The sequence below is a fragment of the Thermodesulfovibrio sp. TK110 genome (genome assembly GCF_054658355.1).
Window position 1 is genome coordinate 860,997 of record NZ_BAAHNB010000001.1, and the last position, 23,538, is coordinate 884,534.

19 protein-coding genes and 1 pseudogene are annotated in these 23,538 nt (G+C 35.3%); 6 read left to right on the plus strand and 14 right to left on the minus strand.

The genetic code is table 11. The features are described 5' to 3' along the window. Positions 1 to 15 precede the first annotated feature (15 nt). The 4 genes and pseudogenes from ACYQ3X_RS04515 to ACYQ3X_RS04530 form a co-directional block, all read right to left on the minus strand. Positions 16 to 765 carry a methyltransferase domain-containing protein gene (locus ACYQ3X_RS04515; protein WP_460180628.1) on the minus strand — a complete coding sequence of 250 codons (750 nt, stop codon included), beginning with the start codon at positions 763 to 765 and terminating at the stop codon, positions 16 to 18. A 19-nt stretch (positions 766 to 784) separates the two neighbouring features. After that, positions 785 to 2,614 carry a VWA domain-containing protein gene (locus tag ACYQ3X_RS04520; RefSeq protein ID WP_460180629.1) on the minus strand — a complete coding sequence of 610 codons (1,830 nt, stop codon included), beginning with the start codon at positions 2,612 to 2,614 and terminating at the stop codon, positions 785 to 787. Next, on the minus strand, positions 2,592 to 3,602 hold the full coding sequence (locus tag ACYQ3X_RS04525) for an ATP-binding protein (RefSeq protein ID WP_460180630.1): 1,011 nt from the start codon (positions 3,600 to 3,602) through the stop codon (positions 2,592 to 2,594). Before ACYQ3X_RS04525 ends, ACYQ3X_RS04520 begins: the two co-directional genes overlap by 23 nt. Further along, positions 3,599 to 5,020, minus strand: a pseudogene (locus ACYQ3X_RS04530) (cobaltochelatase subunit CobN); the annotation flags it as partial. The pseudogene ACYQ3X_RS04530 and the gene ACYQ3X_RS04525, both read right to left, overlap by 4 nt. Positions 5,021 to 5,095: 75 nt before the next feature. Between ACYQ3X_RS04530 and ACYQ3X_RS04535 the strand changes: the two are divergent. From ACYQ3X_RS04535 to ACYQ3X_RS04545, 3 genes are all read left to right on the plus strand, one after another. Next, the gene (locus ACYQ3X_RS04535; RefSeq protein WP_460180631.1) at positions 5,096 to 5,287 is read left to right on the plus strand and encodes a hypothetical protein; all 192 of its coding nucleotides are present in this window, start codon (positions 5,096 to 5,098) and stop codon (positions 5,285 to 5,287) included. A 164-nt stretch (positions 5,288 to 5,451) separates the two neighbouring features. Beyond that, the gene (locus ACYQ3X_RS04540) at positions 5,452 to 5,655 is read left to right on the plus strand and encodes an antitoxin family protein (RefSeq protein ID WP_460180632.1); all 204 of its coding nucleotides are present in this window, start codon (positions 5,452 to 5,454) and stop codon (positions 5,653 to 5,655) included. Next, positions 5,652 to 6,167 (plus strand): type II toxin-antitoxin system VapC family toxin, encoded by a 516-nt coding sequence (locus tag ACYQ3X_RS04545; RefSeq protein ID WP_460180633.1) that lies wholly within the window; start codon positions 5,652 to 5,654, stop codon positions 6,165 to 6,167. The genes ACYQ3X_RS04540 and ACYQ3X_RS04545 overlap by 4 nt, the downstream gene beginning before the upstream one ends. Here ACYQ3X_RS04545 and ACYQ3X_RS04550 read toward each other — a convergent pair. The 10 genes from ACYQ3X_RS04550 to ACYQ3X_RS04595 all read right to left on the minus strand — a co-directional run bounded on the left by ACYQ3X_RS04550 (position 6,146) and on the right by ACYQ3X_RS04595 (position 19,923). After that, the gene (locus tag ACYQ3X_RS04550; RefSeq protein WP_460180634.1) at positions 6,146 to 8,539 is read right to left on the minus strand and encodes a cobaltochelatase subunit CobN; all 2,394 of its coding nucleotides are present in this window, start codon (positions 8,537 to 8,539) and stop codon (positions 6,146 to 6,148) included. The genes ACYQ3X_RS04545 and ACYQ3X_RS04550 overlap by 22 nt on opposite strands. Positions 8,540 to 8,588: 49 nt before the next feature. Then, positions 8,589 to 9,359 carry an ABC transporter ATP-binding protein gene (locus ACYQ3X_RS04555; RefSeq protein WP_460180635.1) on the minus strand — a complete coding sequence of 257 codons (771 nt, stop codon included), beginning with the start codon at positions 9,357 to 9,359 and terminating at the stop codon, positions 8,589 to 8,591. After that, entirely contained in the window at positions 9,359 to 10,360 is a 1,002-nt protein-coding gene (locus ACYQ3X_RS04560; RefSeq protein WP_460180636.1) for a FecCD family ABC transporter permease, read from the minus strand. Before ACYQ3X_RS04560 ends, ACYQ3X_RS04555 begins: the two co-directional genes overlap by 1 nt. Beyond that, a complete protein-coding gene (locus ACYQ3X_RS04565; RefSeq protein ID WP_460180637.1) occupies positions 10,347 to 11,342 on the minus strand; it encodes an ABC transporter substrate-binding protein in 996 nt (331 codons plus the stop codon). The genes ACYQ3X_RS04560 and ACYQ3X_RS04565 overlap by 14 nt, the downstream gene beginning before the upstream one ends. Continuing rightward, on the minus strand, positions 11,312 to 13,516 hold the full coding sequence (locus ACYQ3X_RS04570) for a TonB-dependent receptor plug domain-containing protein (protein WP_460180638.1): 2,205 nt from the start codon (positions 13,514 to 13,516) through the stop codon (positions 11,312 to 11,314). The genes ACYQ3X_RS04565 and ACYQ3X_RS04570 overlap by 31 nt, the downstream gene beginning before the upstream one ends. Before the next feature lie 425 nt (positions 13,517 to 13,941). Further along, positions 13,942 to 14,697 (minus strand): ABC transporter ATP-binding protein, encoded by a 756-nt coding sequence (locus ACYQ3X_RS04575; protein WP_460180639.1) that lies wholly within the window; start codon positions 14,695 to 14,697, stop codon positions 13,942 to 13,944. Beyond that, a complete protein-coding gene (locus ACYQ3X_RS04580) occupies positions 14,698 to 15,789 on the minus strand; it encodes a FecCD family ABC transporter permease (RefSeq protein WP_460180640.1) in 1,092 nt (363 codons plus the stop codon). After that, entirely contained in the window at positions 15,746 to 16,837 is a 1,092-nt protein-coding gene (locus ACYQ3X_RS04585) for an iron ABC transporter substrate-binding protein (RefSeq protein WP_460180641.1), read from the minus strand. Before ACYQ3X_RS04585 ends, ACYQ3X_RS04580 begins: the two co-directional genes overlap by 44 nt. Before the next feature lie 52 nt (positions 16,838 to 16,889). Continuing rightward, on the minus strand, positions 16,890 to 17,675 hold the full coding sequence (locus tag ACYQ3X_RS04590; protein WP_460180642.1) for an ATP-binding protein: 786 nt from the start codon (positions 17,673 to 17,675) through the stop codon (positions 16,890 to 16,892). A gap of 13 nt (positions 17,676 to 17,688) precedes the next feature. Further along, positions 17,689 to 19,923: a TonB-dependent receptor gene (locus tag ACYQ3X_RS04595; RefSeq protein ID WP_460180643.1), complete on the minus strand. Its 2,235-nt coding sequence runs from the start codon at positions 19,921 to 19,923 to the stop codon at positions 17,689 to 17,691. A 237-nt stretch (positions 19,924 to 20,160) separates the two neighbouring features. Here ACYQ3X_RS04595 and aroC point away from each other — a divergent pair, with 237 nt between their 5' ends. Genes aroC through zapB form a run of 3 tightly spaced genes read left to right on the plus strand, consistent with a single transcriptional unit; the run spans position 20,161 to position 23,452 of the window. Next, positions 20,161 to 21,342, plus strand: a complete 1,182-nt coding sequence (aroC, locus tag ACYQ3X_RS04600) for a chorismate synthase (protein WP_460180644.1) — start codon at positions 20,161 to 20,163, stop codon at positions 21,340 to 21,342. Then, positions 21,339 to 23,249: a transglycosylase SLT domain-containing protein gene (locus ACYQ3X_RS04605; RefSeq protein WP_460180645.1), complete on the plus strand. Its 1,911-nt coding sequence runs from the start codon at positions 21,339 to 21,341 to the stop codon at positions 23,247 to 23,249. The genes aroC and ACYQ3X_RS04605 overlap by 4 nt, the downstream gene beginning before the upstream one ends. Then, positions 23,246 to 23,452 carry a cell division protein ZapB gene (zapB, locus tag ACYQ3X_RS04610; protein ID WP_460180646.1) on the plus strand — a complete coding sequence of 69 codons (207 nt, stop codon included), beginning with the start codon at positions 23,246 to 23,248 and terminating at the stop codon, positions 23,450 to 23,452. The genes ACYQ3X_RS04605 and zapB overlap by 4 nt, the downstream gene beginning before the upstream one ends. Positions 23,453 to 23,538 lie beyond the last annotated feature (86 nt).

Here is a 23,538-nt window from a genome sequence, read left to right on the forward strand (position 1 = left end):
TTGGGGACCCCTTGCTCAATTTTGCCCCTTTATAAATAAAACTTCATAAGTAGCGTAAACTCCTCTATGATTACCAAAAAATCTTTTATATGTTTCACAAAATTTTTTAAAGGAGTTCTTACCTGAAAATTTTTTGTTTTCAGTATAGTTCGTTCCTGTTAGTTTATGAAAAATCAGCAAATCTCTGGGTGAATCATAAATTTCCTGATAAAGTTTTACTTCATAATCAAAGGAAAATCCTAATTTTTGAATCATCTCAATATAAAATTCAGCCTTTTGCAAGGTAAAAACTGAACCAAAACCTGTGATTTCTGAAATCTCTTTTAACTCTTTTAAACTATTTGAGGTAAAAATAGAAAAGTAGAATCTCCCGTGTTTTTTCAGAATATCAAAAATTTTTATGAAGTTTTTTTCAGGCTCTTTAAGCCAGTGCAGCGTAGAAGAGCTAACCACTAAATCAGCTATATTTTCCTTTAAGGGCATTTCTTCTGCTCTGGCATTAATAATAATATGATTACCTTTTAAATTTTTTCTAAGCTTTTTAAGAAATTCAAGAGAAATATCAATATGAATATATTTTTCAAAAGAAAGAATCTTGCTTAAGGGAATACTTAAAAATCCTTTTCCACTGCCAATTTCAACAATGTATTGATAATTGGATTTTTCAATTTTTCTTAAAAGTTCAAAGGCAATCTTTTTCTGTAAACTCCCGACTTTTTCATAGGTATCAACAGCCTTGTTAAAATAAAATGTGAGGGAATTCATTTTTTAATTTTAACACAGCTTAAATTTTGAAGGCTCTTACAATGCTTAAAAGATTATCGCTTTTAAGCTCTTCTATCAGAAAATACCTTGCCTGAAGCCATTCTGCAATCCTTCTTGCCAGATCCATCTTTATAAATTTATCCTTTTTTTCTGTATCAATAACAATAAAATCTGATAAGGGAAAATCTTTCAGCATAAAGCAGATGCTTTTTAGTTCTTCAAAAACATGTCCTCCACTTAATGATACATTTGCCTTTCCATCTGTAATAATAAATACCAACAGGCGGGTCTGAGGTTCTTTAAAATGCATTATTTTCATTAATTTGTATGCCTCCATCAGTCCTGCTGAAAGAGGAGTCTTACCTCCTGTTGGAATTTCTTTAAGTCTTTTTAAGGCAAGTTCAACAGAGGATGTAGGAGGAAGAATTGTTTCAGCTTTGTCCTTTCTGAATAAAATCATTGAAACTTTGTCTCTTTTTTGATAACAATCCATTAAAAGTGAAAGAATTGCTCCTTTTGTAGCAATCATTCTCTCAGCAACTCCCATTGAGCCTGAGCCATCAACAAGGAACACTACAGTATGGCTCATTCTTCTTTCTTTTTCTCTGTATCTTAAGTCATCATCTTTAATTATCAATGAATCCTTCATTCCTCTTATTTTTTGAAAAGGTGCAGCAGCCCTCACAGTTGCATCAATTGCTATATCATCTCTTTTCTTAATAAGACTTCTTACATATCTACCTCCCCTGCCCTTTGTTTTTGTCTTTGTTCTTCTTCCAGTAAACTGCCTGAGTATTCTGTCTTTTCTGAAAAAAAATCTTTTTACTTCAAAACTTTCACCAACAGGAAAAACTTCTTCCTTTTCAGATGACGGAGTATTCTGTGATTTTCCTTGTTCAGTGCTTTCATCTATCCATGAAGGAGTCTCCTTTTTATCTCTGTTATCATTTTTTTCTGAGTCTTGAGTTTCATCGGATTTGTGTTGATGCTCATGCTCTTCAGGTTGCTCAATAAGTTTTTTTCTGTGATTTAAAACAAGTGGAGCAACTGTCATTACATGTTCTTGTTTAACAAAATCATCCCCAACATATGCTGCGTAAGCTTTTGAAGCGTATAAAAGAAAGATGTCTGCTCTATGCCCTGATAAAGCCTCTTTTAGAACAATTTCTGATATAAAATCCTTTATTTCATCTGAAACTTTAACTTTTTTTATAAGCTCTCTAAGATATTTGATTTTTTCAATTAAATGAATATTCTCCGATATTTCTCTCTTCTCTGTCAGATTAAGTTTTATTATTTCCCTTCTTTTTTCTCTGTCATTAATCTCATCCATGATAACGCACATGCCGAATCTGTCAAGAAAATGAGAAGAAAAATCTGCTTCCTCAGGATTCATTGTGGCAAGAATCTGAAACTCTGCAGACTCTCTAAGCGTAATTCCCTCTCTTTCAATTATATTTTCAGTCCTTGATTGAACTTCAAAAATAATTGAAAGTATGTCATGGGGAAAAAGGTTTATGTCTTCAATAATGAGAAATCCTCCATCTGCCTTTGAAAGAAGTCCTTTCTGAAACCTTCTTTTGCCAGTTTTAATGGTTTCCTCAATATCAATTCCACCTAAAACTGCCTCTTCAGTGGCATTCATCGGTAATTCAATAAAGGGAATTTTGAATGCTTTAACAATTTCTTTGAAAGCTCTGAGCAGAGTTGATTTACCTGTACCCCTTTTACCTGCAAGTAAAACTCCACCACATGCTGGCTCAATTAGATTTAACAAAAGAGCAAGCTTTGCTGATTCCTGTCCTACAAAATCTGAAAAGCCTATTTTAAATTCTTTCAAGTATTGCATTAAGTTTTTCTGTCTCTATAGATACATCTTCAAAGGGAAGTCTTTTGAGCCTGTGTCTTAAAGCAAAGGGAGCAACTGCCTTAATATCCTCACGGGTTATTTCATCTTTTTCATTGAAAGCTGCAAAAGCTCTTGCAGCCTTGAGCATAACAATATCAGCCCTGTGACCATCAAGATTTAACTCTGCTGTTATTTCAACAACTGCTGATAGAGAACTCTCTGTGATATTTAAACTTTTAAGCCTTTCCTTTGCATTCATAATTTTCTCTGCAAGCTTTTCCTGTTCACTCTGCCATTTCTTATAAAACTCCTCTGGATCGTCGTCAAATTGGGATTTTCTTTTTAAAATCTCAACCCGCAAAGCCTTATCCTTCAATGAATTGACATGAACGCATAAACCAAATCTGTCAAGAAGCTGAGGTCTTAGCTCACCTTCTTCAGGATTCATTGTTCCAACAAGAATAAATCTTGCTGGATGGACAAAGGAAACTCCTTCTCTTTCAACAGTATTTACTCCCATTGCAGCAGAGTCAAGCAAAAGGTCAACAATGTGGTCTTCAAGAAGATTTACTTCATCAACGTAAAGAAAGTTTCTGTTTGCATCAGCAAGAATTCCTGGTTCAAATCTTTTTTCACCCTTTTTAATTGCATACTCAATATCAAGTGTGCCTATCAGTCTGTCCTCTGTAACACCTAATGGAAGTTCAACAACACGCATCTTTTTCTTTTCAATTTCAATTAAGCCATTGTTATTAAGTTTCTCAATACAGTCACTGCAGAAAGGTCCCTCAGGTGAACAGTTGAATCTGCAGCCTTTGACAACATCTATCTCAGGAAGTAAATCAGCAAGTGCTCTCACAGCTGTTGACTTTGCAGTGCCCTTTTCTCCCATAATAAGAACACCGCCTATGTTTGGGTCAATAACATTCAGTATGAGCCCTAATTTCATCTCCTCCTGATCAACAATTGCAGTAAATGGAAATATCATTTCATCACCTCTTGCATCTTCTTTTTCCAGTATTCAACTTCCTCTGCAGTTACAACATCTATTGAACCACCCTGAAAGTTTCCTTTTGTATCTCCCATTTTTTCCTCAATCCATCCCTCAATCTCAAGATAGATTGCCTTTAATGCTTCTTTTACATCCTCTGAAGGATTCCATAGTCCTCTTTCAGCTGCCTCAATCAGCCTTCTTGCGATCTCCTCAAGTGCCCAGGGATTATGCTCCTCAAAGAATCTTCTGTTTTCCTCGTTCATCATGAATGTTCTTGTAATGTCATCAAAAATCCAGTCATCAACCTCCTTTGTTGTTGCTTCCCATCCATAAATTCTTCCTATTCTTTTTGATATGTCTGCTGCACCTTTGTATCCGTGTCTTTTCATTCCCTCAATCCATTTTGGATTTAATAGCTTTGTTCGCACAACACGCCTTATCTCGTCAGCAAGATCTCTAACTTCCACATGTTCGGGATTACGGGTGTCTCCATAATAGGTTTTTACTTCCTTTCCGCTTAAATGTCTTGCAGCGGCTGTGATTCCACCATGAGTTCCAAAATAGCAACAACATCCAAAAAGATCATACTCATCTGAGACTACTTTATTGTAAGTTATATCAACTGTTTTTAAAGCATTGGCAAGTTCTTTATGCTTGCTTTCTCCCCATATTCCCTTCCCATAGGCATATCCATTCCAGTAAAGAAAAACCTCTGCAAGGTCTTTCTCTTCTTTCCATGCAGATGCATATACTGCAAGCTGAGTTCCTGCCTGATAGGTTCCTGGCATTGAGCAGAAAATCCTTAATGTAGCTGAACGCCTGTCTCCGCCATTCTGACAAGCTCTGATTGTATGTTTTTTTATAAAATTCATATCTTCAGGCTCATCAAGAAAGGCAACTGCCTGAACCGCCTCATCAATAAGCTCAATACACATTGGAAAATTATCCCTTGTTATTCCTGAAACTCTTATTGTTACATCAATACGAGGTCTTCCAAGTTCTTTAATTGGTATTATCTCAAATCCCTTTACTCTTCCATTTGAAAGCCATAAAGGTTTTACACCAAGAAGATGCATTATCTGTCCCATTCCTTCTCCGTCAGCCCACATTATGTCTGTGGACTGCCAGTAAACTGCCACATTTTCAGGGAATCTTCCTTCTTCATTTAAATATTTTTCAATAAGCTTTTCAGCAAGTCTTTTACCAATCTCATAGGCAGACTTTGTTGGAACTCTATGCGGATCAAGACTGTAAAAGTTTCGTCCTGTTGGCAGAACATCGTCCCTTCCGCGGGTTATAAGCCCTGATGGACCTGAAGGAATGTATCCACCTGAAAAACCATGAAGTAGCGATTCAATCTCCTTTGAATCCTCAATCTTTCTGTTTAACTCCAGTATCTTCTCTTTAATTGCCTTCCATTCAGGCTTATCCCAGTTTATTTTTTTAAGGATTTCCATCATGCCACCTCCTGTGATATAATTAAGCAAATGATTAGAGAAAGAAGAAAAATTTTGGGATCTATGCTTTTTGACGTAGTAAAGTATTTACTTACCGCTATTGTAATAACAGGACTTTTTTCAGAAAAATTGACATACTTAATCGTGTTTACAGGGCTACTACTTGCATTTATAATAGGAATAATAGCTTTTTTTATAATACCAGAAGATAAGGAGGAGTAAAAATGAAGCCTATTTATATAACTTACATAGGTATTGCCATTTTTGCCATATTCATGTATCTTCTTGTAATTTTTGAAGAAAAAAGGGAGAAACGAAAGAGAAAGGTTAAGTAATTTTTCAAGGATTTCCATCATGCCACCTCCAATTTTGTGTTATAATTAAACATGAAAATTTTAGAAGTTATATATGAAAATGGTGTTCTGAAACCTCTTTCTGAAATTTCCATTAAAGAAAAGAAACATTTTAAAATTATTATATCCGACGAAGATGAACTTTCAATTTCTGATTTATTCAGCGGAATTATAAAAGGATTAAATAATGAAGTAATTGAAAAAATAGCTCTTGATCCGGAATTTGAAATTGAATGATTCATATTCTTGAAGAAATTGAAAATAACACTGAAGTATTCATAGATGCGAATATCTTTATATATTTCTTTTCTAAAGATTCCATCTTTAACCGCTCTTGCTCCAGATTTTTTAAAAGGATAGAGAATCAAGAAATTAAAGGCACTACAAATGCAGTTGTTATACAGGAAGTAATTCATAGAGTAATGGTAGAAGAAGCCATTATAAAATTTCCTGAAATTTCCCTGCAAAAAATAACAACCTTTCTCAAAAATAATCTGGAAATAGTAAAACAGCTTGAAATTAGCAGAAATCTTGTTTATATAATTGAAAACTTGAATATCAATGTAGTTTCTGTTAGTTTTGATAATGTTAAAAAAGCTCAAAAAATCAAAAAACAATATGGTTTTCTCGGAAATGATGCTCTGTTTATTGAAACAATGTTTGAATGCGGTATCAATAAACTTGCCACAAATGATAAAGATTTTGAAATAATTCCAGATATACATATTTACAAACCAACACCTTGCTGATTTAGAACTTCTCTTACTATCTCTTTACCTATCCTGTCTATTTCCTCAATTATTGCTCCGTATGACTTACCTGTCAATGGGTCAATCTTGTTCTGCTCTGATAAAAGTTCGTTTAGTTCATAACCAAGAAGTCTTGCAACCTCCTTTTTCAATGAATGCTCATCACCTGAATCATATCTTAATATGGAATAAATGAAATCAATTCTTCTTTCTCCCTTAGGAGTCTCACCAAATATATGCATTCCATCCTGAATCTGAGTGTTTCTTATAAGTGAAAGCCTGCCATGTGTTTCCTCAATTATTTTTTCAAAGGGAAGTTCATGAATCTCATCATGACTCAACTGAGAAAGGGAGAGCTTTTTACCCTTCCATGGAATTTTTATTTCACTGTCAAGCTTTGCTTTAACTATGGCATGAATTATCATATGCTTGAGAGTATGTAGCCTTGCAGGCTCTTTCTTTTTTGCTTCCTCATACTCACCAAGAAGTCTTTCAAGCTCAAGAAGTTCATCATAGAGTCCACCTTCAATTAAAACTGTCTGCATATGGTCAACAAGCACTGCGTAACTTCGCCTTTTTGCTATTGTTCCCTCAGGAGGATTATCAGCATTGTAAATATAAAGATGAGGAAGAGTATCTATTCCAATATCAGGGAAACAGGCATTGGAAAGTGCTACTGCTTTTCCTGGTAAAAACTCAAGATTTCCATGTGTTCCAACATGAACTATTGCATTAACCTTAAAATCACGGGAAAGCCATTTATATGTTGCCACATACTGATGAGGAGGTGGAACATCAGGATCATGAAGGATTTTACAAACCTGTCCATCACATCTGGCACCTGCACATCCACGCTTTGGCTGAACCATTACAAGCACATTCCCAAAGTTTAAGCCTGTGATAACAATCTTTCCATCATAAACCATAGCTGGCGGAATACCGCTTTTATACTCACCAGGTGGCTCACCCCATGCCTCAATCATTCTGAGCCGTGTCTTTTCAGGAAGCTCATTAAACCATTCTATATATTTATCTTTATCAACAAATGCAATAGCACCACCTTTCAGGACAATCTCCTCAACAGTTGTCCATCTGAACTCTGATATTGCCTTTTTATTCATTATTTCATCAATTAATGCTTTGCCATTTTCTAAGGGATTTACATTATAACCAGCCTCTTTCATCCTTTTCATAATTCTTACCACGCTTTCAAGGCTGTCAAGATGTGCTGCAGAGCCAACAGTTGCCTCAACAGATGCGCAGGGATTGTTATGAAAAACAAAGGCAATTCTTCTTTCATGAGGAGGTGTTTTCCTTAAATCAATCCATCTTTCAATTCTATCAGCAAGCTTTTTCACTCTTTCTTTTATGGGCATCTTTCTTCTTTCGTCTTCACTTCCTTCAACCTGTGCAGAAATTATTACAGGCTCTATCACTCCTTCAAACTCAGGAAGTGCAACTGACCAGCCTATGTCAAGATTCAACTCCTCCTTTTCCCATTCCTCAACTGTTTTGTAATAGGAAGAAACAGGGGATATAACAGGAACATCAAGCTTTTTAAGAATTTCCACTCCCTCTGAGGCAACATCAGTGTTATCCATTCTTTTTATTCTGCTCGTTCCAAGAAAGAATGATATAAGCTTTACCATAGCATCAATTCTTGGCTTACCTTCTTTATCAATAAACCATTCAACTACTAATTCTCCACTTCCTTTTGTTCCAAGAGCATCATCTTTTACTGAATAGGCAAACCCAGCGATCACATTTAATCCCTTTGCTTCAAGCTCTCTAATCAATAAATCCTCAACCTCTGTGTTTCCATTTATCCAGTAATGCCTTGAAAAGAGAATGCCAACAGTTGGAGTATCCTTCTTTTTATACCAATCCATATACTCATCAATACTGGTAAAAATCTTTTCAGCATCAGGATGATATAGTCCTTCCCATGGAATCTGCTCGGGCTCTTCATAAGAAATATCAAGCCCTGCAACTTTACTGGCTAAAAATAGAAACATATTCTTTATATTTTTCTCACCATTTATAACAAGATAACTATAAGCTTTGCTTATGATTTCAGGTGCTACATTTGAGAGAGTCCAGTAGGAAGGATCATGTCCAAGACAAACAATTTTGCCCTTAATACCACCTTCTTTTAGTTTCCTTTCAATCTCCTCCCATACAGACTCATTTGAACGATAGAAAAATAGAATATCAGCATCTTCCACATCTCTTAAAGCATTATCAAGCTTTTCTCTTTCATTTTCAAGTGCTCTAACAGAGTAAACTTTAACTGAAAAATCCTTTATATCTTTTGATGCCTTAAGAAGCATATTATAATAACTCTGCCAGACAACTGCTATAATTTTAAGCATCTAAATCCTCCATTGTAAAAGTTTTTCAATAAAAATAAAACCATCTGATTTACAATACTGGACATATTATGCTCTGTCCATCAACAATGTTTCTTTTTACATCCACACCATAGACCCTTTTAATTAATTCCTCAGTAATAATATCATCTGGCTTACCCTCTGCAACCTTTGCTCCTGAGTTAATTACAACCACTTTATCTGAAAAAAATCCTGAAAGATTGGGATCATGAAGAGTAATTACAGCAGTTAATTCTTTGCTTCTTACAATTTCTTTAATTTTTTTAAGTATATTTATCTGATTTCTAAAGTCAAGATGACTCGTTGGCTCATCAAGTAGCATCACAGGTGCACCCTGTGCAATAGCCCTTGCAATCAATGTAAGCTGACGCTCTCCACCACTTATCTTTGTATAGGGAATATCCTTAAGATACTCAATTCCAACAATACTTAATGCTTCATTCACTTTCTCATAGTCTTTTTTCCCCGGAGATGAAAAAACTCCCACATAGCTTGCTCTTCCCATTAAAACCACATCAGAAACAGAGTAAGGAAAAGGTGGCTCATGTTCCTGAGGAACAACTGAAAATAGGCGAGCCCTTTTTTTGAATGAAAGAGAATCAACTGCCTTTCCTTCAACTTTGATCTCACCCCTGTAATGCTTCCACAAACCTGAAATACATTTAAAAAGAGTTGTTTTTCCAGAGCCATTGGGTCCAAGTATAGTTGTAATCTCTCCTTTTTTAGCTTTAAAGCTTATTCCTTTAAGCACATCCCTGCTTTCACCTTTATGTCTGAAAAATAGCTCATTAACCTCAAGCATCACTTACCCCATGCTTCCTTTCCGCCTCTTTTCATTAAATATATAAAAAACGGTGCTCCGGTAATTGCAGTTATTATTCCAACAGGAATGTCAAAACTCGTAAGGGTTCTTGACACAGTGTCAGCCAAAATCATAAATGATGCTCCTGCTGAAAGACTAAGTGGCACAAGAGTTTTATGGTCAGGACCTGTAAGCATCCTTACAAGATGAGGAACCATGAGCCCTACCCATCCAATAATTCCTGTAACAGAGGTGGCAACCGCAACTGCAAGGGTTGAAAATCCAATGAATAGAATTCTATCCATTGATATGTTCACTCCAAGAGATTTTGCTTCCTCTTCTCCCATACTCATAACATTAAGCCTCCACCGCATAAGAAAAACAGGAAAAATTCCAGCAAAAATACCTATTCCTGCTACCTTTACTGTGTTCCAGTCAGCAAGAGAAAAGCTTCCCATCAGCCAGTAAACAATGCTTTGAAGCTTATGAGGATCAACAAGAAACTTAACAATTGATACCATTGCCGTAAAAAAGGCAGAAACAATTACTCCTGAAAGAATAAGAGGAAGACGGGATACCTCTCCCTGTGTTCTTGCAACAGAGTAAGCAATAACAACTGATGCTACTGCAAAAACAAAAGCCATAAACTGAATGGGAAGATAACTTAAGAATCCAATTGTTATGGCACATCCAAAAGCCGCACCTGCTGAAACACCAAGAATGAAGGGATCAACAAGGGGATTACGAAATATTCCCTGAAGAGTCACCCCTGCAGCAGACAAAGCTGCTCCAACAAGCCCTGCAAGAATTACTCTCGGAAGCCTTATATCAATGATTATTGCCTTTTCAGGAATATCACCAATATCAAAAACATGAAGGGTTTCATTAAGCAGTATCTTTAAAACCATAACAGGTGTCACTCCATAAGCACCTAAAAAAAGTGCAAACCAACCAATTATTAAGGGAGAAACAATAATTATCAATGCCTTAATACCCTTCATACTGCCTCACTTTATAATAGGATATTTCGAATACTTTTAGGTAGAATCTATCAGCAGTTTTTTCAAAATCAATATCTTTAAAAGCTTCAGGATAAATCTTCATTGCCATGTATAGTGCTACTGGCGCAAGTCTTGGTGACCATGTAGACCATTTTGGAAGTTTATAAACTTTATGCTCCTTTACTGCTTTCACAAATCTCCATTGAGAGTTATTATATAGCCATGATTCATCGTATCCTGCTGAGCCCCATATAAAGATCACATCAGGATTCCATTGAATAATTTTTTCCACTGATACATCCGTATTCCTCTGCTTTATTGAGTTAGCAGAATTTACTCCGCCAGCAATCTCTATTACATCATTTGTAACACCAATAGCACCTGAGACTGTTGTTGGCTTTCCGCCAAGATGTATAACTTTTTTTCTTTTGTTTTCTGGTATCTTTGATACTCTATCTTTTATAAGCTTAAAAATCTTTTCCATCTCTGAAATAACTTCCTCTGCCCTTTTTTCTTTTCCAAAAAGCTTTCCATGAATTCTCATTACTTCATAAAGCTCTCTCAGGCTATCAGGATATATTCCTATTACATTGATGCCCTTTTGTTCAAGAAATTTAATTGTATTTGGATTATATGTCCATGTAATCACAATATCAGGATTAAGCTTAAGAACTGCTTCAACATTGACATCAGAGCCTGCACCTACAGCTGGTTTCTTGAATGAAGGATTTGTTTTCACAATTGCTTTATAAAGATCACAGTGTTCCTCTGCCCAGCGGGATACCCCTGCTACCTGATTCCATATATTCAATGCAGGAATAAGTTCATAGGAAATGACAATCACTGCTCTTTTAACAGGAATCTGAACAGTAATCTTTCTATTAAGCTTGTCAATTACAGTATAGGTAGAGGCATAAGTTGCCCCTACCCATGCTAATGTAATTAAAAAAGCTAAAACTTTAATGTAAGCTCTGTAAACCATGATCTTCCAGGCGCTCTGTAGTATTGATAGTATTTTCTATCAAATATATTATCCACTGAAAAGCTCAGCTTTGCAAACTTTGTAATCTGATAAGACACTCTTCCATCAACAACAAAGTATGGGTCATAGGAGCCATATACATTATTTACATAGTCAGAGTTATCATCATTATTGAACCACTTGCCAACATATCTTCCGACAACCATGGCAGAAAATCCTGATTTTTCAAACTCTGCTCCTATGTTTGCTCTCCAAAGAGGTGTATATGTTAGTCTGCATCCAACAGTTTTTGGGTTAGCTTCATTTTCTTTAATTTCAGAATCAGTATATGTAAAGTTACCAAATAATCTCAGCCATTTTTCAAATCTCTGCTCAATCTCAAACTCAACACCCCTTGATTCAGCTTTTCCAACATTTATCAGTTCCTGATATGTGCTAGTAACTGTTTTACGATAAATTAAATCTTTCATATAGTTTTCAAAATAAGTTAAAGATAATTTTGCGCCTTTCCAGAGTTTTTGCTCAATTCCAATATCCCATGAGACAACAGTTTCAGGATCTAAATAAGGATTCCCAGCATATGTAGTTCCAGAAGAAGAAGTCCATGTTCTATAAAGCTCATAAACTGTTGGAGGTCTGAATGCCTTTCCAAGTGAGCCACGAAGAGTTGTTGCTTCAAAGGGTTTATAAACTAAAGCAAACTTTGGTGAAAATGAAGATTTTGACTTTGATGGATAATCCTTTGGATAACCAGCTTTGCCAACATCGTTTGCATACCCATCATAAGTTTTCCACCAATCCTCTCTAAAGCCTATATAGGCAGTAAGATTATTAAGAAGCATTATCTCATCCTGAATAAAGAACGCATATGTTCTATCCTTTCCCTTTGATTCATATTTTAGAGTTGTTGTTGAATCTTCATCTCTCCAGTCTTTTAAATACTTTTCCTTTGTATTTGCATATCCATGCCTGAAGGAACCACCAAAAGTAAGAATTTGATTGTTAAATAAAGGTAAGCTAAACTGTAAATCTGCCATGTAAGCCTCTGCTGGAGTGTTTGATACATAACCACATTTTGTTGGATCTGAGCCACATCCATATCTTGTTGCCTCAGATAAAGTTGTTACATACCAGTCTTTTTCTGTATCAAGGTATGAAAGATTAAGCTTCATTTTCAAGTCTTTGTAAAGCCTTGTTTCAAAGTTTAAAGAGTAAGTATTCTGAATTCTTCCTCCAGCACCAGAAAGAAATGAATTTTCAGATACACTTCCATATTTCCATACAGGATTTCCTAAAGCATCCCTTAAATAAGTATGTGGGTCATCGTAGTTGTATTCATAGCGATTTCTCATAAAACTAAATCTTATTTTTGTATCTTTATCAAACTCATACTGTGTTTTTATTGTAATTCCATCATCCCACCAGCGGTTGTCCCCTTTATCACCTATTAAATAGGCAGTTTTACCTTCTCTGGTTGAAGTTATTTCATATCCAGTAATTCCTGTAGGTGGCTTTGATGTCTGAACATTCAAATCAGTTAGATATCCATTTGTACCCTGCCAGCCATAGCTTAAAAATATACTTAATTTATCCCAGAGTTTGTCACCATAAGATGCGTAAATTCTTCTTAAATCATCCATTGCTTCTCCTCTGTTCCAGCTTGAGCCATATCCAGATTTAAAAATAAACTCCCTTTTTTCAGGCATCTTCGTAATAAAGTTTACAACTCCACCCATTGCATAACCACCATAAAGGGATGAAAAAGGACCTTTAACAACCTCAACTCTTTCAAGGTCTTCTGGATAGTATCCGCCCATTTTTACATAGCCTGTATATGGATTATTTAGAACTACTCCATCCATAAGAATCAGAGTTCTTTTCTGCTCTGGAATACCTCTCAAAGTAATAAATGAAAGAGTATCCATCAAACCCTTTCCTCTTCTTACAAATACACCGGGAACATCATTCAATGTCTGGTCAATGCTCTTAGGTGCTTTAAGCTCAATTTTATCCTTTGTTACAATGCTTACAGATGCAGGTGCAGATTCAACTGGAGTCTCTGTTCTTGTAGCAGTAACCACAATCTCTTCAAGCTTTTCATCCTTTTCCTCTGCAAAAACAGGTAAAATAAGGCATAAAACAAACATAATGCATAAAAGAGTCTGGAAAATCATCTTTAGCCCCTCCTTAAAAATTTTTATAAATACTCTGCTCCCTTCAGAGAGGCTTTAGACCCTTCATGAGTCTAATTCATAAAAAAAGCCGTGGTTGGGATACATTCCCTTCCACGGCCTTCATGACCAAGTTTACCCTTCGTGGGTTATAATATTAAAGCAAAAATTTATAACTTAAGTCAACTTCATTTATGAAATCCGTATTTTTCAGGATTTTTTAATATCTCTTTGTAATAACTGTAAAAATTTGAAATATCCTCAAAATGCTGATTTACTGCTCTACCTTTAATCATCAGATAACAGTGCATCTTTAAATATATTTTCAAAGTATTGAAAATCAAGATACTGCATTATAACTCTGTCTTTATATTCATCTAAAAACTCTGTATCAGAGTAGAAGAGTTATAGGAATATTATAACATCTTCTAAAAATCAGCTATTACAAACCTTCTTCTGTCAAGCTCTATTATTTTTACATCAATATCATAAACATTCTTTATAAGTAAGGGTTCAATTATGTTAATGTCTCCAGTTTGGTAAATCTCACCCTCTTTCATAAAAATAAAATAATCGGCAAACTGAATGGCAAGATTAATGTCATGCAAAACAATTATTGTTGTAAGATTTAAACTCTGTGTTAATTTCCTTAAAATTTGAAGTATCTCAATCTGATTTTTTGGATCAAGATGGTTTACAGGCTCATCAAGCAAAAGCACCCTGGGTTGCTGAGCAAGAGCTCTTGCTATGAGAACTTTCTGGACTTCCCCTCCGCTTAATTCATTGATCTTTCTGAAAGCAAAATCTTTAAGTCCAAAATCATCAATTATTTTTTCAACAACTTCAAGGTCTCTTTCAGTTGGTTCAAAGTATATATGAGGTTTTCTTCCAAGAAGTATTGCATCAAAAACCGAGCTATATGGAGTAGAGTTTGAACGCTGAGGCAGATAGCCGATTCTTTTTGCAGTCTCTCTTGCTGAAAATTTCCTTATATCCTCACCATCTATGTAAACTGTGCCTTTTTCTGGTTTTATGATTCTGTCAATGGTTCTTAGAAGAGTTGACTTACCTGAGCCATTGGGTCCAAGTATGGCATAAACAAATCCATCTCTAAATTTCAGATTAATTCCCTTGAGAACTTCTCTGTCTCCGTATCCAGCTGAAAGCTCTTCTATCTTTAGCATTTACAGTCTTCTCCTTCTTATGAGCAAATAAAAAAACATAGGTGCACCAGCAAAGGAAGTTATAATTCCAACAGGCAATATAGATGGAGAAATTATTGTTCTTGCAATCAAATCAGAAATAGAAAGCAAAACTGCACCAAAAATCGCTGAGTAAGGAATTAAAAACCTGTGATCACTACCAATGATGAGCCTTACAATATGAGGGGATATTAATCCTACAAATCCTATTATCCCGAGAAAGGCAGTGCAAACAGAGACAACGAGAGCACTGAAAAACATTCCTGAAACTCTTAAAAATTTGATATTAACACCAAGACTTTTTGCCACCTCATCTCCCCACATAAGGACATTAAAATTCCATCTATTAAGAAAGAAATAGACAAAACAGAGACAGAAGACAATAAACATGAGTCTGTTTTCAAGCCACCCAGCCTTTCCAATATCACCAAAGGTCCAGAAAACAGTTGCAGCCACCTGAAAATCACTGGCAAAATACTGTAAAAACATGGTTGCTGAGCCAAAAAGGCTGCTCAATGCAACACCAGCAAGTATTATTGCCTCTGGAGTTATATTTTTAAGAAATGAAAGAAAAAGAATAAGTAAAACCGTAAGAATCGCACCAGCAAATGCTGAAATTACAACAGGATAACTTTTAAATACTGTTACAGCCTCAGTTCCAAATGAATGGGTCTGTCCAGCCCCAAGAAAAATTATTGCAAAGGCTGCACCAAAAGCTGCACCATGAGAAACTCCCAGCGTAAATGGAGAAGCCAGTGGATTTTTAAGCACATTCTGCATTACAGCACCTGCAACGCCTAAAGAAGCACCTGCAAGAATAGCGCCAACTGTCCTTGCTACTCTTATGTTCCATATGATATAGGAGTTTTCCGTGTTATTTAATATAGACCTGATAACTTCACTTATTGGAAGATTCATTGAGCCAGTTGAAACAGAGACAGCTGCCACAACAATAAGAAGAGCTATTAAAAAAAAGCCAAAGGCAATCTTTGAATAAAAAGACCTAAGATACTGTTTTTTTATTGAATGCTCAGTAGACTGTAATTCCTGACTCTTTAAACTCAACCTTTCCATATCCTCTGTATACTTGTTTTAAATCATTGTAAACATCCACTCCAAGAAATTTTTTGAATATCTCTCCTGCCTTTTTTCGTGGTTCTATGTCCCTGAATTTATCAGGATAGATAACTTTGCCCATGAAATAGGCATTGGCAAGGAGAATCTCAAGATTTGTCCTGTAAAAATTGTATGGAAAAACAGTGTAAACTTTTCCTTCCTTTATTGCTTTAAGTTTTTTATAAAACTCTTTGTTTTTTAAATAATCATCGTTTACGAGAGAGATTCCACCTGTATCAATGAAAAGATACTGAGGATTCCATAAAAGAAGCTTTTCCCTCTCAATAAAAACATGTCCAATTCTACCAGTTTCATCAACTACGTTTTTAACGTTAAGCCATTGAAGAGGCGGATAATGAGCTTCAGAGCTTGTTATTCCATGCGCTCCCCTTGCACTTATTGCACCTATGTAAACTGTTGGTCTGGCTGAACCAGCTGTTCTCTTTCTCAGGTCTGAAATGCATTGTTGAATATATTTGTTGAGTTCAGTTGCTCGTTTTTCTCTGTCAAGAATCTTTCCAAGAAAGGTAAAGGTATTCTGAATGTCTTCAATTCTGAATCCCTCTGTCCCTGCATACTGAATAACAACAACAGGAATCCCTGTTTTGCTCTGAATCAGTTCTGCATTGTCAACTTCAAAGGTTACAACCAGATCAGGCTTTACAGTGATAAGTTTTTCAAAATCAGGAAGCTTGCCAGGTCCGCCTTCACCAATTGAAGGAATATTCTGAACCTTATCCTTTATTGCAAGCCAGTATGCCTTTCCTGTTGCTGGATTACCTCTCATAACTCTTTGTTTTTCTATCCCTTCAATTCCTGCAACCTTATCAAATGCCTGAAGATAAACAATATAGCGCAAAGAAGCAGATAGTGCCACAACTCTTTCAACCTTTTTCGGGATTGTAATTTTTCTTCCAGCCATGTCAGTTATTGTGACCATCTCTTTTGCACTGAGAGAGGATGCAAAAATAAAAATAAAACAAACTATAAATAAAACCCTCTTCATTTATCCTACCCCTGTGATCTATAAGGTTTTTATATTAAAAATTGGTATTCCCTCATACATATCCCACTTTTTCTAAAAACTCCTCAACTTCTCTGAAAGCTTCTGAAGTTTCTGGAATTTTTCCATCAATTGAAAAACTATAAACATCAGCTGAAAAGTGTATCACGCCTGAAAGAGGCAAGCCTCTTTTCTGAATTGTCTCTTTAACTTTACTTTCAATATCAGAAGACACTTTGTTGATAATAAAATAAACATTTTTACCCATCTTTTGAGCAAGTCCAATTGCCTTCTCAGCAACTTCAATAGAGTCAAGATAGGGCTCTGCAACTGTTATAACTGTATCAATTCCCTTTTCTATACCTCTTCCGAAATGCTCCACGCCTGCCTCTGTATCAACAACTATAACTTCATTCTCCTGCAACTCAATTTTTTCAAGAAACTCCCTGCTTACAACTCCCATCGGACAGGCACATCCTTCCATTGGTTCTTTGATTTTTCCTATGCTAACAAGAGCCAGATTGCCATCTTTCTTGATAAACTCTGCTGGAATATCATTAATGCTGAATGTATCCTTTTCAATTACGCTCATTTTTGGCTCTTTTTCCCCAGATTGAAATCTCTTGATCAGGCTTTGCTGCACACTTTTTTTACCTCCAAGAAAATCCATAAAAGAAGAAGGAGGTTCATTGAAGCCAAAAAGCCTGTAAAGCGTCTGATTGCTTTCATCAGAATCAACAACAAGAACTCTCTTGCCTCTCCTTGAAAAAGCCTTTGCAAGTGCGTAAACAATAAAACTTTTACCAACGCCACCTTTTCCACATACTGCAATCTTTTTCATTACCTATTCCTCCTTAAAAGGCAAATGATATAGAACCTCTCATTGTGAATGGAGCACCCACTCCATAAGTTGTGCCTGATACAGCATCATCCATTGCATTAATTACAGAAACATATTTTTTATTGAAAATGTTGTCAAACTCAAGGGAAATTTTCATTCCCCTGAGCATTCCTACTTTCTCCTTAACATAGTTTAATCTTAAATCAAACACTGCATAGGAAGGAATTTCTTCTTTGTGTTCGCAATCTCCGTATCTTTTTCCAAGATAACGCATCTGAGGAATTATTTCAAAGTCTTTATATTTTGCGATAACTCCTGTTACAACAGTCCACTTTGGAACATCCACCACCTGTTTACCATCTGTTGAAAGGGTTTGACCTGAATAAGTTATATTCCCATCATAGGTTAAATGATTGAATGTGGGATTAAGATAAAAAGTAAGCCAGTCAGAGACATAAACAGTGGTTCCTATTTCAAAGCCATATCCCTCTGCTTTCCCGATGTTTTGCTGGTAGTTTACAGGTTTGTTTGTTTGAGGATCAATAACTCTTGGATCAGTTATTGTTGTTAAAAGATTTTTATGTTTTGATAAGAAAATTGTTGGATTTACCTCTATGAAATCCTTACGAAATCTTAAGCCTATGTCAATATTGTCAGACTGTTCAATGTCTCTATTTTTAAATAGTTCACTTAAAGGAATCCCAGCAGCTACAAATTGACTGTAAAGTCGGTTATATAAATTTAAAATTGGCATATAGGCATATGGTCTTATATAGTTTCTCCCATAACTTAAGTATGCTTCTATGTTTTCATTAAAAGTATAGGATACACCAGCTGTTGGAAGCCATATATCATATGTCTCTGCTTTTCTATCAAGGTATGGTGCTCTTGTTAATACAGGATTGCCTCCAACAAAAGTAGTTCTATATCCATCACTGGCTGAATCTTCAAACTTAAAATATTTAATACCTGCCTGCCAGTTAAATTTATCTATAGTTCCTGCAACTTTCAAATAAGGACTGTTAACATAGGTTGTTCCAGTAGTTGCGAAAACTCCATAACCTCTGTATATCAGGCTACCATCTGGATTAATCCAGTAGTTTTCAGAGTAAATATTCATATCCGCTGATTCATAGTTATAGCCTGCAGTTGCTTTCACTGTATTAAAATCAAGGGCAATCTCTGCTATGATACCTTTTCTTTCAATATCTCTTGTTCTTTGCTGAACTCCCGGATTACCTGAAATATTTGGTGAACCATCCCATATTTTAGCATCTTCCTTTGAAATATATGGCTTTAAAACAATCTTGAGATTATCGGTTACCTTTGCAGTAATTGATGCAAAAAGATCTCTATTTTTATGATACTCTCTGTTGAATTGGTAATAAAGATAATCCTGTGCAGGAATGCCCGTTATTGAGTTATTGAAGTCAAGGCGATAGTATTTATCAAGGTCTTTTGTTTGAGTATAAGTGAGGAAGCGATATTTGTCATGCTTTATTTCATTGAAGTTTCCCCAGATTTTAAACTCTATGTTTTTTCCGATTGGCTGAACAAAAGTAAAATTTAAATTATTTCTTGGTCCAATTTCTCCAGGACCTTTCCATTTATCCTGCCCTGTAAAAGAATAGGAAAGAGAAAATCTTGTATCAGTTGGCTTTATTTCTCCAGAGTCAAATCTAAGATAGGTTCTTTTATACTCAAAAGAACCAATTGATTGGGATAACTTTAACCCAATCTCTTTTTGAGCCCAAAGTGGTCTCAACTCAATAGCGCCACCTCTATTTCCAACGCCTGAGCCTAAATCAGCAGGGACTGCGCCTTTGTAAACCGCTATGCTTTGAAAGTTTTCAATGTCATAGATATAAGCTCTTGGTCCCATTGGATTTCCACCATAATTTGGAATTCCCTCAACAGTCATTGCTCCAAGATAGCCTCTTACTCCTCTGATTCTTATGTTTGCCTGCTCTGTTGCTAAATTATTAGCATCAGCACTTTCAAAAACTACACCTGGCAGAATTGAAATTGCCTCGTATACATTTGTTTTCCCTCTCTCTCCAGAAAGTTCAATTCCCTTTGTTGTTATCTCTGTTCCTGTGTAAACTGTCTCACCAGTTTGCTTTGTAGGCACAACAATTTTCTCTCCAGTAACCACAATCTCTTCAAGCTTTTCATCCTTTTCCTCTGCAAAAACAGGTAAAATAAGGCATAAAACAAACATAATGCATAAAAGAGTCTGGAAAATCATCTTTAGCCCCTCCTTAAAAATTTTTATAAATACTCTGCTCCCTTCAGAGAGGCTTTAGACCCTTCATGAGTCTAATTCATAAAAAAAGCCGTGGTTGGGATACATTCCCTTCCACGGCCTTCATGACCAAGTTTACCCTTCGTGGGTTATAATATTAAAGCAAAAATTTATAACTTAAGTCAATTCAATCAATTTTTTACTTTAAAGATGAAAAAATAAGCTGATATTTTTTAAAATATGCCTATGCTCAGATTTCTTACAGCAGGAGAATCACATGGCAAAGGACTTACAGGCATAATAGAAGGAATGCCTGCAGGAGTCCCTATTTCAAAAGAAGAAATTGATAAAGAACTTAAACGAAGACAACATGGTTATGGCAGGGGTGGAAGAATGAAGATTGAATCTGACAAAGTGGAAATACTCTCGGGAATAAGATGGGGAAAAACTCTTGGAAGTCCAATTACACTGTTCATTAAAAATCGTGACTGGGAAAACTGGAAAGAAGCAATGAATCCTGATGAATCTTTTGAAGGTTCACAACCTCCTGTAACAAGACCAAGACCAGGGCATGCTGATCTGGCAGGATTTCTTAAGTATCAACACAATGATATTCGGAATGTTCTTGAACGATCATCGGCAAGAGAAACTGCAATGAGAGTAGCAGTTGGTGCAGTAACAAAGCAGTTTTTAAAATTTTTTGGTATGAAAATAGGAAGTTTTGTAATAAAAATTGGTTCTGCTGAAAAAAAATTTGAAACAGCCCATTTAAATGAAACAGAGTTGCTGCAGCTTGCTACATTGGCAGAAAATTCTCCGGTTAGATGTCCATGGAAAGAAACAGAAGCAGAGTTTATAGATGTTATTGATCAAGCAATAAAAAATGGAGACAGTATAGGTGGCTGCTTTATAGTTTTTGCTACAGGTGTTCCAGCAGGACTTGGAAGTTATGTTCACTGGGACAGAAAACTTGATGCAAGAATAGCTATGGGAATAATGAGTATTCAGGCTATAAAAGCAGTTGAAATTGGTGATGGAGTTATACTTGGTGGAAAATTTGGCTCTGAAGTTATGGATGAAATTTTTTATGATAATTTTTTTTACAGAAAAACAAATCATATGGGCGGAATTGAAGGAGGAGTTTCAAATGGAATGCCTGTTATTGTTAGGGTTACTATGAAGCCAATACCCACTTTAAGAAAACCTTTAAAGTCCGTTGATGTTTTCACCAAGGAAGCTTCTTTAGCCTCCTACGAAAGAAGTGATATATGCGCTGTGCCTGCTGCAGCGGTTATCGGAGAAGCAGTGCTGGCATGGCATATAGCGGAAGCTTTTCTGGAAAAATTTGGTGGTGACAGCCTGAAGGAAATCAAAAGCAATTTTTATTCTTATCAAAAACAGATAATGGAAAATAAGGAATGAAACTGTCAGGCTTATTAATAGTTTTTCTCTTATTTCTTTTTCTTCCGTCTGATACATTATCGCAGTTTTCTTCTTTAGAGTATCTCATTGAAGGTAAAAATTCCCTTGATTCAGGAGAGTTTCAAAAAGCAGAAGAGTATCTAACAAAGGCTATGCCTGAATTCAAAGAAATTGGTGATTATATAATGCTTTGGCGAGCAAAGGCTTATAAAAATATGAGAAAATATGAAGAAGCCTTAAATGATTTAAGCGAAATAAGGAAATATTATCCCACATCCCCCATTCTTAAAGAAGCAAGGAAAGAAGAGATTGAACTGGCAAAATTACTTAACTCATCTGATCTTGAACAACTCTATCAATCCTTTGTAAATGAATATCCTGAAGAATTAAAAATAAAATTTGAATATGGAGTTTATCTTAAAAAACTTGGAAAACTTGAAAAAGCAAAGAAAATATTTAAAGAAATTTTTATAACTGCCTCTCCCTTTGCTCAACAGGCAGAAAAGGAACTTTCCTCAGATGATATAACAATAGATGATTTGATTAAAAAAGCTAAGGCTTTAAATAATGCCTATCAGTTCAAAAAAGCAGAAAAATATCTCAAAGAAGCCCTCTCTATGAAAAATTCTCAAAAATCAGAGATTCTTTCATTACTTGGATATTCACTTTTTATGCAGAAAAAATACTATGAAGCAGCAGAGATTTTCAAACACACAGGAGAGCATTACTGGAGAGCAAGAGCGCTTTTGAGGGCAAAAGATTATGAAACCTTTGAAAAGGAAATAGCTGATTACATAAAATCAGCAGATCAGCGAATTTCAGAACTCCTTATAAATTATGCAAATATTAAAAGAAGAGCAGGTAAATATGAGGAAGCAATAAAAACTCTTAAGATGATTATTAACAAATATCCATCTCAAAAAGAAAATTCACTATGGTCTTTAGCATGGAACTATTATCTTATGGAAGAATATGATGAAGCAAAAAAAATACTTGAGAGTCTTTACTCCTCATATGGTAAGCTTAAATACCTTTATTGGCTTGAAAAGATAAATGAAATAAAAGGAGTTATTCCTGTAAAACAATACTCTGTTTCCTTTCAACAGGGAGATATTTATTCATATTTACTTTATATGAAAGGAAAAATCTCTAATATTCCTGAACCACTCTCAGTGAACTATCAAATAATACTTCCCAGAAGAGTTGACATACTTGTCAGAGCAGGGTTTAATAATGAAGCAATAAGAGAATTAAAAGCACTATTAAAAGAAAACAGAAAAATTGAAAATATTCCATTAATAAGTAAAATTCTTTATGAACTGGGAGATTATTCTACCTCAGTAAGGTTGATATCAAAGATTCCCCAGAAATTCAACTTTCCTGAACTTCTATATCCTCAGGTTTACAAAGATGCTGTTTTAAAAGCTTCCAGAAAAATCAATATAAATCCTTATATTCTCTTTGCCATTATGAGAGAAGAATCCCGTTTTGAATGTTTTGCCCAATCACCAGCTGGAGCAATGGGATTAATGCAACTAATGCCAGATACTGCAAAAAGAGAAGCTAAAAAAATCGGTATTATACTTAAAAAAGATTCTGAAATATTTGATCCTGATAAAAATATATTAATTGGAAGCTTTTACTTGAAAAATCTAATTGAAGAATTTGGTAATCCTGTAATCGCTGTTGCTGCATATAATGCAGGTGAAAAGGCTGTACAGGCATGGCTTAGAGATAATTCTTATAAAGATATTGATGAATTCATGGAAGATATTCCATATGCTGAGACAAAAACTTATGTACAAAGAGTTTTTACTTCCTATTTTGAATATCTCAGAATTAATAAAGCTTTGACACAGGAAAATATTTCAAGAATAATAAAAATTAAAGGAGGAGGGAATTCATGATTGAAGAAAAAATTGCATCAGCACTGGAAAGAATCAAAGTTCTCAAATCGGAAAAAGAAGAGTTGCAGAAAAAAGTAAACACACTGGAAGAAGTTTTAAGAACAAAGAATCAGGAAATTGAAAATTTACTTTCTGAAAGGGAAGCAATAAAAAAACAGATAGAAGAACTTCTCAAAGAGCTTGATTTAGAGGCATCAGAATGAAACTTAAAATTTAGCAAGGGATCTCCTCCTGTGATTATTAGAAAAAGGGAGGAGATTCTATGCCTTCAGACTGCAATAAAAATGGA

What these genes read in the sequence shown, in the direction of transcription:
- ACYQ3X_RS04515 (WP_460180628.1), bottom strand. Translation starts at nt 765, where the DNA reads ATGAATTCCCTCACATTTTATTTTAACAAGGCTGTTGATACCTATGAA.
- ACYQ3X_RS04520 (WP_460180629.1), bottom strand. Translation starts at nt 2,614, where the DNA reads ATGCAATACTTGAAAGAATTTAAAATAGGCTTTTCAGATTTTGTAGGA.
- ACYQ3X_RS04525 (WP_460180630.1), bottom strand. Translation starts at nt 3,602, where the DNA reads ATGATATTTCCATTTACTGCAATTGTTGATCAGGAGGAGATGAAATTA.
- ACYQ3X_RS04535 (WP_460180631.1), top strand. Translation starts at nt 5,096, where the DNA reads ATGATTAGAGAAAGAAGAAAAATTTTGGGATCTATGCTTTTTGACGTA.
- ACYQ3X_RS04540 (WP_460180632.1), top strand. Translation starts at nt 5,452, where the DNA reads ATGAAAATTTTAGAAGTTATATATGAAAATGGTGTTCTGAAACCTCTT.
- ACYQ3X_RS04545 (WP_460180633.1), top strand. Translation starts at nt 5,652, where the DNA reads ATGATTCATATTCTTGAAGAAATTGAAAATAACACTGAAGTATTCATA.
- ACYQ3X_RS04550 (WP_460180634.1), bottom strand. Translation starts at nt 8,539, where the DNA reads ATGCTTAAAATTATAGCAGTTGTCTGGCAGAGTTATTATAATATGCTT.
- ACYQ3X_RS04555 (WP_460180635.1), bottom strand. Translation starts at nt 9,359, where the DNA reads ATGCTTGAGGTTAATGAGCTATTTTTCAGACATAAAGGTGAAAGCAGG.
- ACYQ3X_RS04560 (WP_460180636.1), bottom strand. Translation starts at nt 10,360, where the DNA reads ATGAAGGGTATTAAGGCATTGATAATTATTGTTTCTCCCTTAATAATT.
- ACYQ3X_RS04565 (WP_460180637.1), bottom strand. Translation starts at nt 11,342, where the DNA reads ATGGTTTACAGAGCTTACATTAAAGTTTTAGCTTTTTTAATTACATTA.
- ACYQ3X_RS04570 (WP_460180638.1), bottom strand. Translation starts at nt 13,516, where the DNA reads ATGATTTTCCAGACTCTTTTATGCATTATGTTTGTTTTATGCCTTATT.
- ACYQ3X_RS04575 (WP_460180639.1), bottom strand. Translation starts at nt 14,697, where the DNA reads ATGCTAAAGATAGAAGAGCTTTCAGCTGGATACGGAGACAGAGAAGTT.
- ACYQ3X_RS04580 (WP_460180640.1), bottom strand. Translation starts at nt 15,789, where the DNA reads ATGGAAAGGTTGAGTTTAAAGAGTCAGGAATTACAGTCTACTGAGCAT.
- ACYQ3X_RS04585 (WP_460180641.1), bottom strand. Translation starts at nt 16,837, where the DNA reads ATGAAGAGGGTTTTATTTATAGTTTGTTTTATTTTTATTTTTGCATCC.
- ACYQ3X_RS04590 (WP_460180642.1), bottom strand. Translation starts at nt 17,675, where the DNA reads ATGAAAAAGATTGCAGTATGTGGAAAAGGTGGCGTTGGTAAAAGTTTT.
- ACYQ3X_RS04595 (WP_460180643.1), bottom strand. Translation starts at nt 19,923, where the DNA reads ATGATTTTCCAGACTCTTTTATGCATTATGTTTGTTTTATGCCTTATT.
- aroC (WP_460180644.1), top strand. Translation starts at nt 20,161, where the DNA reads ATGCCTATGCTCAGATTTCTTACAGCAGGAGAATCACATGGCAAAGGA.
- ACYQ3X_RS04605 (WP_460180645.1), top strand. Translation starts at nt 21,339, where the DNA reads ATGAAACTGTCAGGCTTATTAATAGTTTTTCTCTTATTTCTTTTTCTT.
- zapB (WP_460180646.1), top strand. Translation starts at nt 23,246, where the DNA reads ATGATTGAAGAAAAAATTGCATCAGCACTGGAAAGAATCAAAGTTCTC.